Raw genomic sequence first — 15,817 nt, 5'->3', positions numbered from 1 at the left:
TGTCTCATGTTTTATTTTGAAGCAACATTCTCAATACCTACTAACATATCAATGACAAGAATTAAGAAAAATGCAATATAAATCGTTACGGCTGAAACAGCAGCTATCATTGGATCGATGTTATATTGAACATAATTGAACATTTTAACCGGAAGTGCCATCTGATCGGCAGAGGTCAAGAAGATCGTAACTTCAACATTTACCCACGAAACGGCAAAGGAAAACAGCGTTCCTGCGATAATGCTAGATTTCATCTGTGGCAATGTAATGATGAAAAAGGTTTTCAATGCACCTGCACCTAAATCCCTTCCTGCTTCTTCAATATATGGGCTTATCCCCAGGAAGCTATTCACACACGTCCGAACCACATAAGGCAATGTAATAATGATATGACCTAACACTAGGGTAAAGAAATTCTGTGGGCTATTAGTAAAGTAGTAAAAAAACTGAAGCAGTGCCATGCCTAAGAAGATTTGAGGAAGCAAGAGAGGGGATGAGATAAGACTCATCACAATCCCCTTGCCTTTAAAATTATTCCTTGCCAAACCATAAGAGGCTGGAATACCAATTAATATCGCACTTAGAGTAGCAACTCCCGATAGTTTAAAACTATATATGAAGGATTCTACGTACGATAGATCCTCAAAAAGCTTTTGATACCATTTCAATGTGAATCCTTGTCCAGGAAAACTTAAATAATTTAGTTCGGTAAACGAAACATTAATCAAAACCAATAATGGAAAGGCCAGAAATAAAAGCAGGAAGCTACCTATTGTCCACATAACTACTTTTGAGATCAACGTCTTCCCTCCTCTATCCAGTCAGACCTTAATAAATAATGGTTCAATCCAATAATCAAAAAGCTAAAGATTAACACGGCAAAAGCAATCGCAGAACCGAACTGATAGTTGAATACTTGCATCATCTGTTCATAGATAACGGTCGCTATCAATTGGATCCTTCCACCAGAAAGCATAGCAGGTGTTACATACGCACTAATAGCCAGCGAAAAAACCATCACACTGCCAGCCAATATTCCTGGGACTGTCAATGGAAGCGTTACCTTTAGAAAGGTTTGTAAACGACCTAAACCTAAATCCGACGCAGCCTCTTCAAGCCTGCTGTCTATATTCTCCAAAACTGTCGTAATGGATAAAATCATAAAAGGAGCCAATATATATACCAAACCTATTATTATACCAGTCTCGTTATACAGAAGTCTTAGAGGCTGGGAGATGATACCCAGCCCTAATAGAGTCTTGTTGATAAATCCGTTATTCCCTAAAATGACCATCCATCCAAATGACCTTACGACAGCGCTCGTAAATAATGGTGATATGATCACGATATAGGCAATACGCTTAATTTTCTTACTCTTGATGTATTTGGTAATGAAGTAGGCGATAAAATAACCGACCAGCAAGGTGATAAACGTAGCTATTAAGGAGATTTTTATTGATCGTATGGTAATAGATAAATAGTGTTGATCCTTAAAATATAAAAGATAATGCTGAAAAGTTATTCTTCCGCTTTCATCCAAGATGGAATTATTAAGCACTACAATTAAAGGAATAACAAAAAGTCCTAATAAGATCAATACAGATGGGGCCAATAGGAAAAGAACAGTTTTTTTGGACATGGGGATTCTCCTTTACTCTATTCGATTGAGTAAGTTGAAAACAGTCTCGATAATAAGCTCCACTTTGTCATATTCGATTTTTTCCATAGTATCTGTCGGACGGTGATAGTCCGGTAATCTCCAAAACATAAGGAGCGCCGTTGGAATCCCCTCTAAATGGAACATCCATTCATCAGCTCCCGCTTTAGGAGTATCCACATCAACTTCGAAGTCATTTCTATCATATGCTCCAGCTTCTCTGAAACTTTCTTTTACCTTTTGACGGAAATCCTCCGGCCCTACCCAAGACCATATCTTATCTCCAGCACTAATTTGGTCAAGATTGATAACTGCCGCTACTTCATTGAGTGTTCCTTTTTCTTTTAAATCGTTCACATAATAATCGGCTCCTATGAATCCAACTTCTTCATTGGAAAATGCTATGACATCAACATCAAAAGGAAAATCATGATTTTCCGTTCTCAGTCTTCTGGCAACTTCAATGATTCCTGCAATACCTGAACCATTATCATAGGCTCCAGGAGTATTTAACGTGGTATCTGAGTGGCCACAGACAATCACTTTTTTCTTTTTAGCTGTATTTTTTGATTTATATGGATGACTGATGATGTTTGCCGATTTACATTCCTTAATTTTCCCCTCTACCTTAACAAATACCTCAATGTCTTGATTTTCATTTAATAACTCCTGTACACGAAGATGATCTTCATAACTCATCACTACTGCAGGAATTGGGAATTTCGCTCTTGGATTCAATAATGCAATCGGGTCGCCGCCACTATTTACAACAACCTGTGCCAGTATTTCTCCTTCTGCGCCTGAGACATTGTAACAAGGCATATCATAAACACCCGGAATCAAACCTTTTATTCCATGATATGTAAGATTCCCTTTAATCCCTGAACTTGGAGTAGATCCAGAGAATAGTAGATAAGCCGTTTTTAACACTTTAGAAATTGGGGACAAGATTTCAAGCTCCGGTGTTCCTTCAGGCTCCCACCCCACAAAAGGATACACTTGCTTTTCAGTTTCTACTCCTAATTCGCTAAGTCTTTGGTGGATATAATCTGTACCCTTCCACTCACCTTCTGTTCCTGCGAATCGTTGCCCTACTTCTTCACTTAAAACTCGAATCGTTTCTTTGATTTCCTCACGGATACTTGTCGTCTTATTACTCATTATTATCCCCCTGTTCTGAATACATCATTTTTCCAAACCGATTTGTTCCGAAGGCATATTATCTTCCAATACCACTTTTTCATAATCTGTAATTCCGCTCAGATGTTTAATAAATACTTTTTCTACTCTGTCTTCGTCACGACTACATAAAGCTTCATAGATTTCAGAATGCTCTTTGATGGATCTTTCTACAAGGTGGGGTCTGCTTAAAAAGGAATATCTAAAATGAACAATATAATCATGTAGGTTTTCTAGCATATTGATCAGTCTGTTTAACCCAGAAGTTTTAATGATTTCCGCATGAAATAAATCATGGACCTTCATAAGGTCTTCAATTCTACCTTGTTGAAAATACATTTCAGACTGTTCTAGATAACTCTTTAATTTCAATAGCTGTTCATCGGTGATTTTGGACGCTGCGACTCTAGCAGCTGTAGGCTCTAATACCGAACGAATGAGGACAATTTCATTGATGGCTTCAAAGGTTATGCCTTTCACAACGCAGTGTTTCCTGGGGAGTATTTCAACTAAACCTTCTTGTTCTAATCGTTGTACCGCTTCTCTAACAGGAGTTCTGCTTACTCCCATTTCCTTGGCTAGGTTCATTTCAACCAATCGTTCTCCATTTTTCAACTCACCATTGATTATTTTTAATCTCAGTTGATCAAAAACTTCTGAAGCAATTGAAACAGATTTAATTTTATTTAACTTCATTGCATCCATTTGCCCTCCTTTTGTATATTAAACTCATTATATGACATATTGTATACAATGCACAATATATTTATTTTAAAATTCTGAATATTTTAATAAAAATGCATTCCCAGAAGACCCTTGTCTACCAATCCTTCCAAGCAATGATTAGAGGATACTTTTTCTTTTCTAAAAAAACAACCTGATTATTTTGGGGTAACACCAGGATGATCTAATGGCTTGGCTTAGGATTCCATCCCCACTATCAAAAAATGAATCAAATCCACCATCAAGATCTTCTGTTGCTACTTCAAACATTTCCTCAACATCAAAACCATCCATCATTTCGGTAAATAACATCGACCCTAAAACACCTACTGCTAAACCACCCACCATTCCAGGTATAGCGGTTCCTAATTGGGAAGCGCTATACCTGGAATGGTGGTTTACGGAATAAGAGAACGGCTGTGTAAAAGCATAGGGCTGATCAATAGCTTCCGATATATATTTTCCAAGTAGTTTTTCAATCCCTGCTTCATGCTCAAGAACATTTTGATTTAAATGAAACTCACGTTTTGCTTCAATTTCCTTCTAGCCGCTTTTACAATCAACTTCCATCCAGACCCGGATACCTGATTCTTCATTGGCAAACCGCATTTCAACTTCATTTACCTGTCCCTTGAATTGTTGAGTGGGAGAAAAAACAAATCCCTGTCCATATTGGTCGAGTTTACCCGAGTCGGCTGTCTCGCGAAAACCTAATTGATTCATTTCTTATCCCAAAATAAAAGGCACATGCATGATAGAAAGATGCTTAATTGAGGAAGCACGGATATGAAGGGATACGGATCAATGGCAGCCAGCATTGTGAATCGGCAAGTCACAAGTTCTAAAGGGAGTTAAAGGACGATTAAATTAAAAAGAGAAGGATAGATACCTTCTCTTTCATTATTGATTATTTTTGATTTAGGGGGAAAACAGCAACTATACGACAAAGCATATAGAGAGAGTTCAATTTTCTCTCTAAAAAAAGAATGCCAGGGGCTAACGATTCTGCACCATGGCATTTTTTGAAAGTACTTTAATAACAAGAAGATCATCTTTATTTAAGGTCAAATTCTCCATTTCCCATAACTTTATTAGCCATTACATCTAATTTATCCCCGCTTGTAAAACAAACTTATTTTATCCCCCGCTTAAATGCATGCGCTTACATTTAACTTCGGATAAACACTTCCCTCTATCTCAACGGATTCGTTCATAATTACCTTACTGGGCAAAAGGTATATTCCTATCTAATATATATAGAAATAACCGACTTCACTTATTACTTAAAAAATGCAAGAACCAAATTATAATTTCTGGATCAAGGATTGTAATTCATCTTGAAGGTTTCCTTTTGAAAAAGCAGAGTGCAGAATTTCATGAAAAGTATTTAAGGAAATTTGTAGTTTTTCTTCACCTAATGCAGTTAACCGTGTGTAGATACCTCTTCGATCATCTTCACATATATGCCTTTGTAATGCTCCGCAGCTTTTTGCTTCCAACCTGCCTACCAGCCTTGATATAGCACTTTGGCTTAATCCTACCATCTCTTGTAATTGTTGCAGCCTCAATTGTTTATCGCTTGTTTTGGATAAAAAGTAAAGAACGTAAAACTCTTTTAATGACAGGTTATGATTTTTTTGCAAAGCACTTTCCAGCTCATTCGTAATGCTCATTTGAATATTAGTAAGAGATAGCCAATTATCTAAATACTTCTTTTCTTGGTTGTTTTTCATGCGCTTTCCACCCTGTTCTATCCTTTATAATTAACATATGGCACATTAATTGATTATCATCATACATGTAAATAGCTCCAAAATACTTCATTAACAATTAATTTTACCAAAGCCAGAATTTACTGGTCAAACTTTTTTTAATAAGCACGTACATATTGGCAGTTATATTGTTCTTTTCATTTTAGACGAGTTTCTTCTTTTTGTCTAAAATGAGTTGTTCCATAAAAAAAACAGTCAAAATGACTGCTCCTTTTTCATGAATGCAATATGACTGAACAGGAACCTATTTCTTTTCCATCCCAGTTCAGTGAAAGCTTGTCTTGATCTGAGAGAGGACCGACGCCGCTTGGAGTACCGGTAAAAATAATATCCCCTTTCCCAAGCCCAAAATGCTCTGCTGTAAATTCTATAATGGTTTGTAAATCAAAAAGTAAGTCTTTAATATTTCCGACTTGTACACGTTCTCCATTTTTTAAAAGGGAAAAATCTAATTGTTTACATGCTTCGTTACCTGGAAACGGAATAAAATCAGTAAGAACAGCTGAATTTTTGAATCCTTTAGCCAAAAGCCAAGGATGCTGTTTTTGTTTTAACTGTGATTGAACATCTCTAAGTGTTAAATCCAACCCAATGGCCATCGCATCTACTATCTCATCTACTTTCATTCCTGATTCGTACTGCTTTGCGATATGTATGACAAGTTCAGTTTCAAAGTGAACGGAACCCTGATTACTTGGCAAAGTAATTGACTGACCATCCGCTTCCACAAGCGAATGAGTTGGTTTGGAAAATAAAAAAGGGGAAGTGGGTATTTCATTATTCAACTCTTTTGCATGTAATGCATAGTTTCGACCTACACAATAGATATTTTTAATGTCCTTCAACATAAAACTCACTCTTTTCTTTTAGAAATGTAATTCCAAAATAAAAATTTTAATGATTAGTAAAGATAGTTACACTAGTAAGTCCAATCTGTTCCAGTAAATTACTCTCAGAAAAAACGATTTGAATATATTTTATATTTTTCTGACTTTTTATACAATGATTAATATGATTCCTTGTTCGAAAGATGTTAGTTTGGTCTGGATTTTATCAAAATGGATGGTTACCGTTATCTTTTTCCTTTCCTTATTATCAAATAATAAAAACATATATAACACTGTCCTGTTTTTCGGACGGTGTATAAATAGTTGTATACGTTTCCCTATCCGTAATTATTATCTATATTCATTCTTATCGTTTTATTGATGGTTTATTTATTGATCACAATCGATTATTTGAAACCTTTTTTCGGCTTTCAGGACCATTCCTTCCCATGTAGATTTGGATTGCGCTTTTTTAAATAATCCACCTGCGCTTTTAGATAGGCATTTTCCTCTTCGACACTAGAAAAATTCTTACGGTTCCATACACGTTGATCTTCAAAAGACTCGTTATTCTGCACTTTCTTCACCCAACTCGCTATCTGTGCATCACTTTTAATACCAAAACGCTCACGAATCTGGCGATATGACCAACCTTCCTCCACCTTCAGACGAACCACTTCTCTCTTTAATTCTTCTGTATACGCTTGAAACGTTTGCCCCTTTTTTGCCATACAAAAAATCCCCTCCAGATTGACAGTTAAGAACATTTTATCATGTTCTCTTTTTTCTCTGTCTACCTGAAGGGGATAATACCAGGTTGTTGACTCTTTTAATTAAAAGGTAGAAGCTAAATCTTTTGATCGTGCTATAGCATTTTCTTTTATTTCTTGTGCTTTATCAGGCATTGCTGCATGTCCTTCAATGAATACACCTTCAAAGGAAGGCACCCCAAAGAATTGCATGATGATATTTAGATATCGATGACCCATTTCCATTTCAGCTGCCGGTCCTTCTGAATAAATACCACCACGAGCTTGAATATGTAAGGCTTTTTTATCAGTTAAAAGACCAACTGGGCCTTGTTCGGTGTATTTAAATGATTTACCTGCAACAGCAACGGAATCAATATATGCTTTCAATACTGGTGGGAAGGAAAAATTCCATAAAGGGGTTACAAATATATATTTATCGGCAGCTATAAATTGCTCACATAACTCTGATAGTCGACTAACTTTTGCTTTCTCTTCCGGCGAAAGTTCTTCGAAGCCCTTTCCAGATTGAAGTTTCCCCCAACCACTGAAAACATCTACATCAATTTCAGGAATATTTTCTTTATAAAGGTCAATATTCACAATTTCATGGCTAGGGTTTACTTCTTTATAAGTGTCAATAAATGCTTTTCCAACGGCCATGCTGAAAGATTGTTTGTCATCATGAGGATGGGCTGTGATATACAATACCTTTGTCATTCTTCATCATTCCTTTCCTTTTACATATTTGAACATTCTAGTTTGTCTAGGGAATTCATCCTTTATACAATTACTCGGACTAAAGTATCTTTAATTGATAGGTATAAAATTAAATCCGTAAGATAGAAATTCGTTTTCGAGGGTAGTAAGGTATAAATCTTCTTTCAATTTGTGAGAAAGGATGTGAATTTTGGAGATGATAAAATAAGACAATCTGGTTCACTTTAGGAGGACTAAGAAAATGACGAATTCAATAAAATTTGATTTCCACACTCACCATGAACGCTGTGGACATGCTATCGGCCCAATTGAGGATTATGTAAAGCAAGCCATCGAATACGGCTTGCATTATATTGGGATTTCTGATCATTCTCCATATTTTTATAGTGAGGACGACCATCTCTACCCAACTATTGCAATGGCAAAAAGTGAACTTGTCCCATATATTGAGGAAGTACTTCGCTTAAAAGAGAAATATGCAGGTAAAATTCACGTGTTATTAGGAATGGAAAGTGATTTCTTCCCTGATCACATTGAAGTCTACCGTGATCAATATCTTTTTCACCCTTTTGACTACATAATTGGATCTGTTCATTATGTTCAGGATATTAGCATTTTTAAAAGAGGGCGTTGGAATGGCTAAACCTCTAAAGAACAGACAAAAGTAAAGAATGAATATTATGAATTAATACAGAAATCGGCTAAAAGCGGAATGTTCCAAATTTTAGGCCATATTTATGCAATGAAAGGTTTTTATCCAGCCTTTTCTTCCATTGAGACAGACAGTATTGAAAAGACGCTAAAAATCATTAGTTCAGAAGATATCGCCATTGAGATTAATACCTCTGGTAAAACGAAAGATTGTGGTGGGTGGTATCCAGCAGATGACATTTTAGAACGAGCTCTTTTCAATGATGTGAAGGTAACCTTTGGATCAGATTCGCATACACCGGAACGAAGTGGCGATGAATTTGAACTAGTTAAAAAAAGACTAAAGGAGATCGGCTTTTCTGAGTGGGCTTACTTTGTTAAAAAGGAAAGGATTCTCACTCCACTTTGATCTCCTTAGTCAAAAGGAATAGACTTGTCCAATCGCTTGAGCGTCCTGTAACAATGTGGAAGGAATGATGTTTTTCAATACTTTTGCTACTAAGAAGGGAGATGAACAAAAAAATTAATGTTCAGATTTCGATAATGATCCTGCTTGTTATTTCATTACACCCCTTCCTCTGATTAAAGAATCGGTACCAATCTTTTTTTTGAACATAAAATAATCATTATGCATCCTGTAGTAAACGATTGGTTACAAGTTTAACCGTTTATTTCAAAGAATCCCGGTCATCGCAATATTTTTTAGCATAAAATCAATATCTTTAGGGAATTAATAACTTACCATTCGTTAATTTTATTCACAAGGAGTTGATTTGGGTATGATCGATAACCCATTGTATAAAAAGAATGACGAAAACTCTGTAGAGTCAGATGAAGGTAAGCCTGTTTTCAACTCTTCAATAGCGCGATCTGAAGCCCCTCCAATAACTCCGTCAAAAGATCCTGAATTCGATCTTTTTGGCACAGTATTAAATGGGTATCTTTAATTTATACTTCCTTATTCAATATACCTTCAGAACATGTGAATGATATTAGAGCATTAGATTTCACGACCTACAGCATTATAAATTCCTATAAAGAAAGCACATATTAGTCACGTCTAATATGTGCTTTTCTTTTATTAAATTCAAGCGCCCAATTCTGGGTTATAGCTGGTGTACACAATTAATATTAATCTTATTATCTTAGATATCCTCCATTATTAATTATCTAATGTTACGCCTGTAAAATGTTTGGCTCTATCCGATTTTAAGTAGACAACCGTATCCAGTCACTTCTTCAGTCCGGACAGGTGTTTTTATGAGATGGTGATTTAAATAATCCTCTTTTCTCCAAGCAGGTATCTTACCATCATCGGAGTATTAACCATCACAGGAGCGACAGCATTAACTCTGATTTAGACACCGAACAACTCTAATTAAGCCTACCAAACATATCAACATCCCAATCCCTACTAATCTTGGCAGGTCATTTGTAAAGGGAATAAACATTCAGTAACAAATCAACCTTTCATCTATATGGCTGATTTTTCATTTCATGTAACTACAAGTCTTATTTCCAATGGCGTGTATACCATCTGCGTCATCCATCGCGATCAAGTGCAGATAAATCCAGCCTATCATCTAAAGGAATTTTCCAATACCACCATTTTAACTTAATGGATATTACAACGCAGACAATAGAAATAGCCGCATAAATGCCAATAAATGACCAGTGTTGTCCACCTAATAGCATTGCCGGTCCAGCTGAAGAGGATTAAATTTGACTGTAAATAAGATAGTCCCTTTGTTATCAATAATAGTTATACCATCAATGTATTACGATTAAATAATTACGAGGTTCTAAATCAACTGTTATCTAATTTGGGATATGATAGTGAAAATATTCTTGATGTTTGTGTTACGAAAGACTTAGAATGTAATAGCTTTCTCATTAGATTCAACGAAGTTAACGATGCAATCACCTCTTCAAGGATATTTGCAGATGTAATAAATACCCAAGATTATGTAAAGCTGAAAAAATGAGTGAATGCAAATTTATTTTATATACGCCATTAAGCGTAGTCACTACTAATTACAAAAAGTGCCTAAGCTGCCTTCTAGGACCAGTCCGACTTGGTCTGAACTTGTTCCGCATAACCTTGCCATGCTAGTGATCAACGTAGAGGCCAACGAGCCATCGCGGTGGGCTTAAAACATGTCAGTTTGATGCAGGATACAAGATGTTGCGCACATCTCGCCCAGCTCATAACGCCTGCTCGTGAGTTAGACGCAAACTATATGCCGCCCGAGTTCAATGTTGATCTGTAAGGTTTTTTGAACAAAAAACAAAATGGTGAAAATTGGACTTGGTCGACGTTTCGTCCTTCTGTAGTCTGCGACTTTTCGCTTGGAAGTCAGATGAACTTCTCCATGATTATTGCGATTTACGCCTCGATTTCGAAGGATCCTGGAATTCCGTTGCGGTTTCTTTGCAAGCCGGGAGCTTATGATAGCCTCTTGGAGTTAATAGATGCGGGACTCCTCGCGAAGGCAACAGAACGTGGCCGTGGTGCCAATCAAGCATTCAACATAACAAATAGCCATCTATTCGGTTTGATCGCTTGCTATTTCGGTTTCGGAGCCGGCGCTCCGCTTGTAAATGTCCCCTGTGCGTTGTCATGGCGAGCAGCTTCGGAACAAAATGGTCGAGAATCTAGGGCTTGCTCTCGCAAATGCAAAGATCATTCCATAAACCAAAATCCGGCCCTATATTAGGCCGGCTTCTTATATATTTTGTACGTTATCAAGCTGCCGGTCAGAACGACATTGACCCGTACTTTTTCTCTATATCCAAAATCCTCCAACCACTCTTGGCTCCCCTTTTCGAATATTTCCACATAAATCACTAGTCAACATCGGAGTATGGACCATAGCATTAAATTCCTTCTTTGAACATTATATCTGCAAGCAGGCTATTTCGCTATCCTACCCCTTCAATTCAACAATTTATAATTCCATTTTTACGAATAATCCCTACTGTTATTGCCTTATCTCATATCTTTAATCCTGAAACCAGCTTGTTATAAAGGTTGGTAATATTCTTCATTCGTTCGTTTAGGAGAAATGAATCAACCTATACATGAATAATATCAACATTTAAATACAAAATATAAAAAGGTTAAAGATTTAGCCTTTAGTAAAAATAATGAAGGAGACTTTTAAAATGACACAAAAACAACAATATCAGCAAGCTATCATTGCGGCGCAACAAGCCAAACAGGCTATACAATCTGCCCAAGTTAATGATAATCCACAACTATTCCAACAAGCACAGCAACAGCTTGAAGAAGCTCAACAACAACTTCAAGAAGTTCAACAGTCTTGGTTCTAATTTCATAAGTAATGTATCGTTCTGGCATTAAAATGAATAAAATCATGGTGATGGGAGAGTGAAAAAAATAAGCATTATCATAGACTTCCTGGAGCCATTCACGATATTCATTCGGGGATTTTTTCGTTTTGTCTCCCTTAATATTTGACTTTAAAAAAGCCTTGCTTTGGGTCTATGCCGGCAAAAAGCAAATTTGATTCCATTCCGTCTTTTTTTCTCTATTCGTACAAAAACCATATAATATTCCTCGTCTAACTCGCTGATTTCTTCTGGCAACCTGACTCTACCAAACCATGTGCTATTACAAAAAATATAGATCATCTAATATGCCGTTCATTGGATTCCCTTTGGAAAAAATGTATTCATCGGCTTTGGTAAACTCTCATCGGATTAATTAGTAGGCCTAACGCCTTTGCTCGCTGCAGCTCTGTCTGTTTTAGTTCACCGAGTTCGCATCGTTTCCGGGCTTCTGTACTTGAACCTTATCCCCAATTTCAATGGACAGCAAATCCTCACCTACTAAAACAGTTCCTTCATAAGTTTTTTTTGTTCTTTCGAGCAAATCAGCTTTTTCTTCTGTTAATCCTCCCAATAATACAATATGTGAGTAAACAGCAAGCTTTGGTTGTATTTGGCTAAAGACTTTACCCGCTTCCTCAGGTGTTGTGTGAAGATCAAGTATATTGGCTATTGATTCTGATTCATTATCAGGTTTTGCCGCTGCAACCTCATGAATAACTACATCAGCACCTTTGGAAAATTTAATAAGATTTTCATTATAGCGGGTGTCACCTGAGATAACTACTGAATGTCCTTTGTAATTAACCCGAAAACCGAAAGCCGGCTCAATTGATTTATGGTCAACCTTGAACGCTATTACTTCAATTCCCTTTTTGTTATAGACAATACCCTCCTTGATATCATTTGCCGTAATACTTGCTCCTGCAACGTTCCCATTTCCAGAGTCATCCCTTGCATCCAAATCGGCTTTAAATGCTTTATTCATATGTAACATCATTTTCTCGGTTCCCTTAGGCCCCCAAATCTTAAATGATTGCTCTCTTTTCCCTCCCGTTGGTAAAGAACCTGTAAGCCATACGTCCGGTATGCCAATTGTATGATCCGAATGCAAATGAGTAAGAAATAACTTATCAACACTTCCTGGTAACATATTCGCCTTATATAATTGTAAAGCCGTTCCGCGTCCAGCATCAAAGAGGAGTTTTTCATCTCCAACTTCTACAAGTGTAGCTGGACCGGAGCGAGATGTACTTAAAATAGGTGAACCTGTTCCTAATAGAGTTACTTTAAAGTCGGTTTGCTGTAACGCTGTCTGCCCAAAAGAAGGAAGAAAAAATGATAAAGATAGAATTATGGACACTACCAACAAAAAAATAAACGAGGTATTTCTTATTCTTTTCTTCATGACAAAACCTCCTGTTAGATTATTTCACTTTACACAAGGAACACCTATTTGTTCCGACAAAACATAGTTTCGTAAAAAATGCAAATTAAATACTACAATATTTATAATATTCAGTCAATAATCTTCAAAGGGGCCACTCATGAAATTTTTGAGCGGCCCGTTTTTATATCTTTATCAACGCACATTTTCCTTGATTATAATCTCCTAATGCACTTAAGTTCCCCATTAGTTGAAAATGACGATACAATGTTAGTGGAATGATTGTATTCGAAAAAGGAGGTTCGTTTCTATGAATATTTTAATCTTGGGTGCAACTGGACGAGTTGGTGGTCAATTAGTTACTTATGGTCTGCAAGGCAATCATCATGTTACCGTTTTAGTTCGCACTCCAGAGAAGATTGCTATAAAAAATTCCAATTTAACCATTATTCAAGGTAATGCTTTAAATAAAGATGATATCGTACGGGCCATACATGGAATTGATGTAGTTATTAGTGCACTTAATACCGATGGGACAACCACTTTATCAGCAAGTATGCCACTAATTATCGAAGCTATGGAAAGCAAGGGTATACAACGAATTATAACCATTGGAACGGCAGGTATCATGCAAAGTAGAATAACCCCGAATTCTCTGCGTTATCAGTCAAGTGAATCAAGGCAGAAGTCTACCCGTGCAGCAAAAGAACATCATGTAATTTTCGACTTGCTAAAACAATCAACACTTCAATGGACGATTGTCTGCCCAACGTATTTGCCGGATGGAGAAAGAGTTGGTATATATCGTGTAGAAGGTGACTTGTTGCCGGAGGATGGAGTTAAAATATCCGTTGCGGATACAGCAGAATTTGCATTTAGCCAAATAAAAAGTAACGATTATTTAAAGTCACGTGTAGGTATCGCCTACTAAGATTTTTTCAATAAGCGCTCAACTTCGAAAAAATTTGTTTAATCGTATAGAAAGCCGGTTCAATTTCGTAAATGAACACTGCCAGATGAACCATTGCCAGGAATATTTTCCGGCTTCTGTTGGGCGAGGATTTTGCCTGTTCGTAGTTCATGGATCTCTATTCAGTGTCTATATATCTTCTCCAAAAATAGCCACATTCTGCCGGTCAGGAACAAACGCTTGCCCACTCCATTTCAATACAGTCTGTACAAAACCTAGTGAGTCGGCATTATACCTCCCTGCGATCCTCTGATACGCTTCGAGTTCATATATGCCATCCCTATTATAATCAACCGGATATAAACCAGATAAAGGATTCACCCATCCTTCTATCGGAGCCTTCAACACACCATCATCGTTATAAATTTCAGATAAATATTCCTTATCCTTATAAGTAAGGTCGAGAATGTACCTTTCTTTTAGGTAATAACTGTTCACCCTTACTTTGTATTGGTTTTCATAATTAACATCGTATTTAAAGATATCATTAAATGCATCTGAATTAAAAATGGTCATGAGTCGACCGTTAAGATATGAAAAAACATACGCATAAATGGAACCACCGCTTCCTCCTGTATCAATGACCACCAAAATGTCATCCCCCTTATTACCTGTAAAATCACCGAGAAAAAGGGTCGGATTATATCCTGCGTTATTTTTCATGGGAACTTGTTCATATTGATTCGTCCTCCCATTTTGGATAACCAAAGTTATATTCCTCAAAAAGGGGCTATCAGGGGTTTTGTTTGCGGTAAGAAAAACATTGTCCTTTGTCCCGTCCCCATCAATATCACCTTGCTGTGAGGTCACCATGACTGTTCTTTTCAGGTTCATTTCCCTTGAAAGAACAGTTTGGAGATTCAATTGCATGTCTAGCAGTTCCTGCTTTGAAGGATAAGGGTTTGGAAACGACAAGGCGTTATCAATCGTTTGCAGTGCTTCATTTGTTAATCCGGCCCTACCTTGAGTTTCAGCCAAACAGTACCAATAATAAGGATGATTCGTTTCTTGTATTTTTGTGTAATAGTAATGGATCACTCTTCTGATGTCATAGGTATCCAACTTCATCCCACCTGTCTCTTTATTATCCATATAGAATTATATGCGGGACTTTAGTGAATAGCCTTGATTGCATATCGAATGATTTCTGTTGCAAAATAATTTGTATACACTTATTCGCTTGCATATATTTATTTAATTTGCTATTATAACTGACGAACGTTCGTTAAAATAGGAGTGATAGTATTGAAAAGTAATGAAATTAAAGAAGCCGCTCTTAAATATTTCACGATTCATGGTTATGAAGGAGCGTCGCTTTCTCAAATAGCTGAAGAAGTCGGCATGAAAAAGCAATCCATTTACGCCCATTTTAAAGGCAAGGATGATCTTTTTCTTCAAGTTTTACGTGATGCGAAAGAGACGGAGTTATCTTCGAAACTTCAATATTTCAGTAAAGTCGATTCAAAAAATCCTGAAAAAGATTTATACGGATTCCTACAATTGGTCATCGATCTTTTCCAAAAAAATGAGCATATAAAGTTTTGGCTGCGCATGTCCTTTTTTCCGCCAGCGCATCTTGAAAAAGAAATCGGGCAGGAAGTCATAGATATCGAGGAAAAGGTGCAGGCGATCCTGGAATGTAAATTCCAGGATTGGATCAATGCCAAATTAATCGTCGAAGATGCAGCCATAACGCCGACCTATGCTTTTTTGGGAGTAGTGGATTCCATTTTGCTTGAACTTGTATACGGCAATGATGAGAAACGGTTGAAGGATAAATTAGCTGCCTCTTGGAAAGTGTTTTGGAGAGGTATTTCACAAAAATGATTCA

General features: G+C 36.8%; 15 protein-coding genes and 2 pseudogenes. 5 read left to right on the top strand and 12 right to left on the bottom strand.

All coding sequences use genetic code 11. The features are described from left to right. Positions 1–11: 11 nt before the first annotated feature. The 10 genes and pseudogenes from IOC57_RS13295 to IOC57_RS13250 all read right to left on the bottom strand — a co-directional run bounded on the left by IOC57_RS13295 (position 12) and on the right by IOC57_RS13250 (position 7,627). Positions 12–800 carry an ABC transporter permease gene (locus IOC57_RS13295; protein WP_207439177.1) on the bottom strand — a complete coding sequence of 263 codons (789 nt, stop codon included), beginning with the start codon at positions 798–800 and terminating at the stop codon, positions 12–14. Next, positions 797–1,639: an ABC transporter permease gene (locus IOC57_RS13290; RefSeq protein ID WP_207439176.1), complete on the bottom strand. Its 843-nt coding sequence runs from the start codon at positions 1,637–1,639 to the stop codon at positions 797–799. Before IOC57_RS13290 ends, IOC57_RS13295 begins: the two co-directional genes overlap by 4 nt. A gap of 12 nt (positions 1,640–1,651) precedes the next feature. After that, the gene (locus IOC57_RS13285) at positions 1,652–2,818 is read right to left on the bottom strand and encodes a M28 family metallopeptidase (RefSeq protein WP_207439175.1); all 1,167 of its coding nucleotides are present in this window, start codon (positions 2,816–2,818) and stop codon (positions 1,652–1,654) included. A gap of 24 nt (positions 2,819–2,842) precedes the next feature. Then, a complete protein-coding gene (locus IOC57_RS13280) occupies positions 2,843–3,541 on the bottom strand; it encodes a GntR family transcriptional regulator (protein WP_207439174.1) in 699 nt (232 codons plus the stop codon). A gap of 159 nt (positions 3,542–3,700) precedes the next feature. After that, the gene (locus IOC57_RS13275) at positions 3,701–3,907 is read right to left on the bottom strand and encodes a hypothetical protein (RefSeq protein ID WP_207439173.1); all 207 of its coding nucleotides are present in this window, start codon (positions 3,905–3,907) and stop codon (positions 3,701–3,703) included. A gap of 195 nt (positions 3,908–4,102) precedes the next feature. Continuing rightward, complete coding sequence (locus IOC57_RS13270) at positions 4,103–4,282, bottom strand: sporulation protein (RefSeq protein WP_207439172.1); 180 nt, start codon at positions 4,280–4,282, stop codon at positions 4,103–4,105. A 581-nt stretch (positions 4,283–4,863) separates the two neighbouring features. Further along, positions 4,864–5,292, bottom strand: a complete 429-nt coding sequence (locus tag IOC57_RS13265; protein WP_207439171.1) for a MarR family winged helix-turn-helix transcriptional regulator — start codon at positions 5,290–5,292, stop codon at positions 4,864–4,866. Positions 5,293–5,546: 254 nt separating this feature from the next. Further along, positions 5,547–6,179: a fumarylacetoacetate hydrolase family protein gene (locus tag IOC57_RS13260; protein WP_207439170.1), complete on the bottom strand. Its 633-nt coding sequence runs from the start codon at positions 6,177–6,179 to the stop codon at positions 5,547–5,549. A 381-nt stretch (positions 6,180–6,560) separates the two neighbouring features. Next, a pseudogene (locus IOC57_RS13255) lies at positions 6,561–6,889 on the bottom strand (transposase); the annotation flags it as partial. A gap of 102 nt (positions 6,890–6,991) precedes the next feature. Beyond that, complete coding sequence (locus IOC57_RS13250; RefSeq protein ID WP_207439169.1) at positions 6,992–7,627, bottom strand: FMN-dependent NADH-azoreductase; 636 nt, start codon at positions 7,625–7,627, stop codon at positions 6,992–6,994. A 241-nt stretch (positions 7,628–7,868) separates the two neighbouring features. Here IOC57_RS13250 and IOC57_RS13245 point away from each other — a divergent pair. The 3 genes and pseudogenes from IOC57_RS13245 (at position 7,869) to IOC57_RS13235 (ending at position 11,611) form a co-directional block, all read left to right on the top strand. Then, positions 7,869–8,687, top strand: a pseudogene (locus IOC57_RS13245) (histidinol-phosphatase). Positions 8,688–9,057: 370 nt separating this feature from the next. After that, positions 9,058–9,225 (top strand): hypothetical protein, encoded by a 168-nt coding sequence (locus IOC57_RS13240; protein ID WP_207439168.1) that lies wholly within the window; start codon positions 9,058–9,060, stop codon positions 9,223–9,225. Between the two features lie 2,218 nt (positions 9,226–11,443). Then, entirely contained in the window at positions 11,444–11,611 is a 168-nt protein-coding gene (locus IOC57_RS13235; RefSeq protein WP_153246146.1) for a hypothetical protein, read from the top strand. Positions 11,612–12,047: 436 nt separating this feature from the next. Here IOC57_RS13235 and IOC57_RS13230 read toward each other — a convergent pair whose 3' ends face one another. After that, on the bottom strand, positions 12,048–13,037 hold the full coding sequence (locus IOC57_RS13230; RefSeq protein WP_207439167.1) for an MBL fold metallo-hydrolase: 990 nt from the start codon (positions 13,035–13,037) through the stop codon (positions 12,048–12,050). Positions 13,038–13,326: 289 nt separating this feature from the next. Here IOC57_RS13230 and IOC57_RS13225 point away from each other — a divergent pair, with 289 nt between their 5' ends. Further along, on the top strand, positions 13,327–13,947 hold the full coding sequence (locus IOC57_RS13225; protein ID WP_207439166.1) for an NAD(P)-dependent oxidoreductase: 621 nt from the start codon (positions 13,327–13,329) through the stop codon (positions 13,945–13,947). A gap of 168 nt (positions 13,948–14,115) precedes the next feature. Here the strand turns inward: IOC57_RS13225 and IOC57_RS13220 are convergent, their stop codons facing one another. Then, the gene (locus IOC57_RS13220; protein WP_286184835.1) at positions 14,116–14,856 is read right to left on the bottom strand and encodes a VCBS repeat-containing protein; all 741 of its coding nucleotides are present in this window, start codon (positions 14,854–14,856) and stop codon (positions 14,116–14,118) included. Positions 14,857–15,231: 375 nt separating this feature from the next. Here IOC57_RS13220 and IOC57_RS13215 point away from each other — a divergent pair, with 375 nt between their 5' ends. Beyond that, positions 15,232–15,813, top strand: a complete 582-nt coding sequence (locus IOC57_RS13215; RefSeq protein WP_063233337.1) for a TetR/AcrR family transcriptional regulator — start codon at positions 15,232–15,234, stop codon at positions 15,811–15,813. The last annotated feature ends 4 nt before the right edge of the window (positions 15,814–15,817 follow it).

This window comes from Bacillus sp. SD075 (assembly GCF_017355165.1).
Classification (GTDB): domain Bacteria; phylum Bacillota; class Bacilli; order Bacillales; family DSM-1321; genus Peribacillus.
The sequence above is the reverse complement of the archived record's forward strand: the minus strand, read 5'-3'. Positions and strand labels throughout refer to the sequence as shown.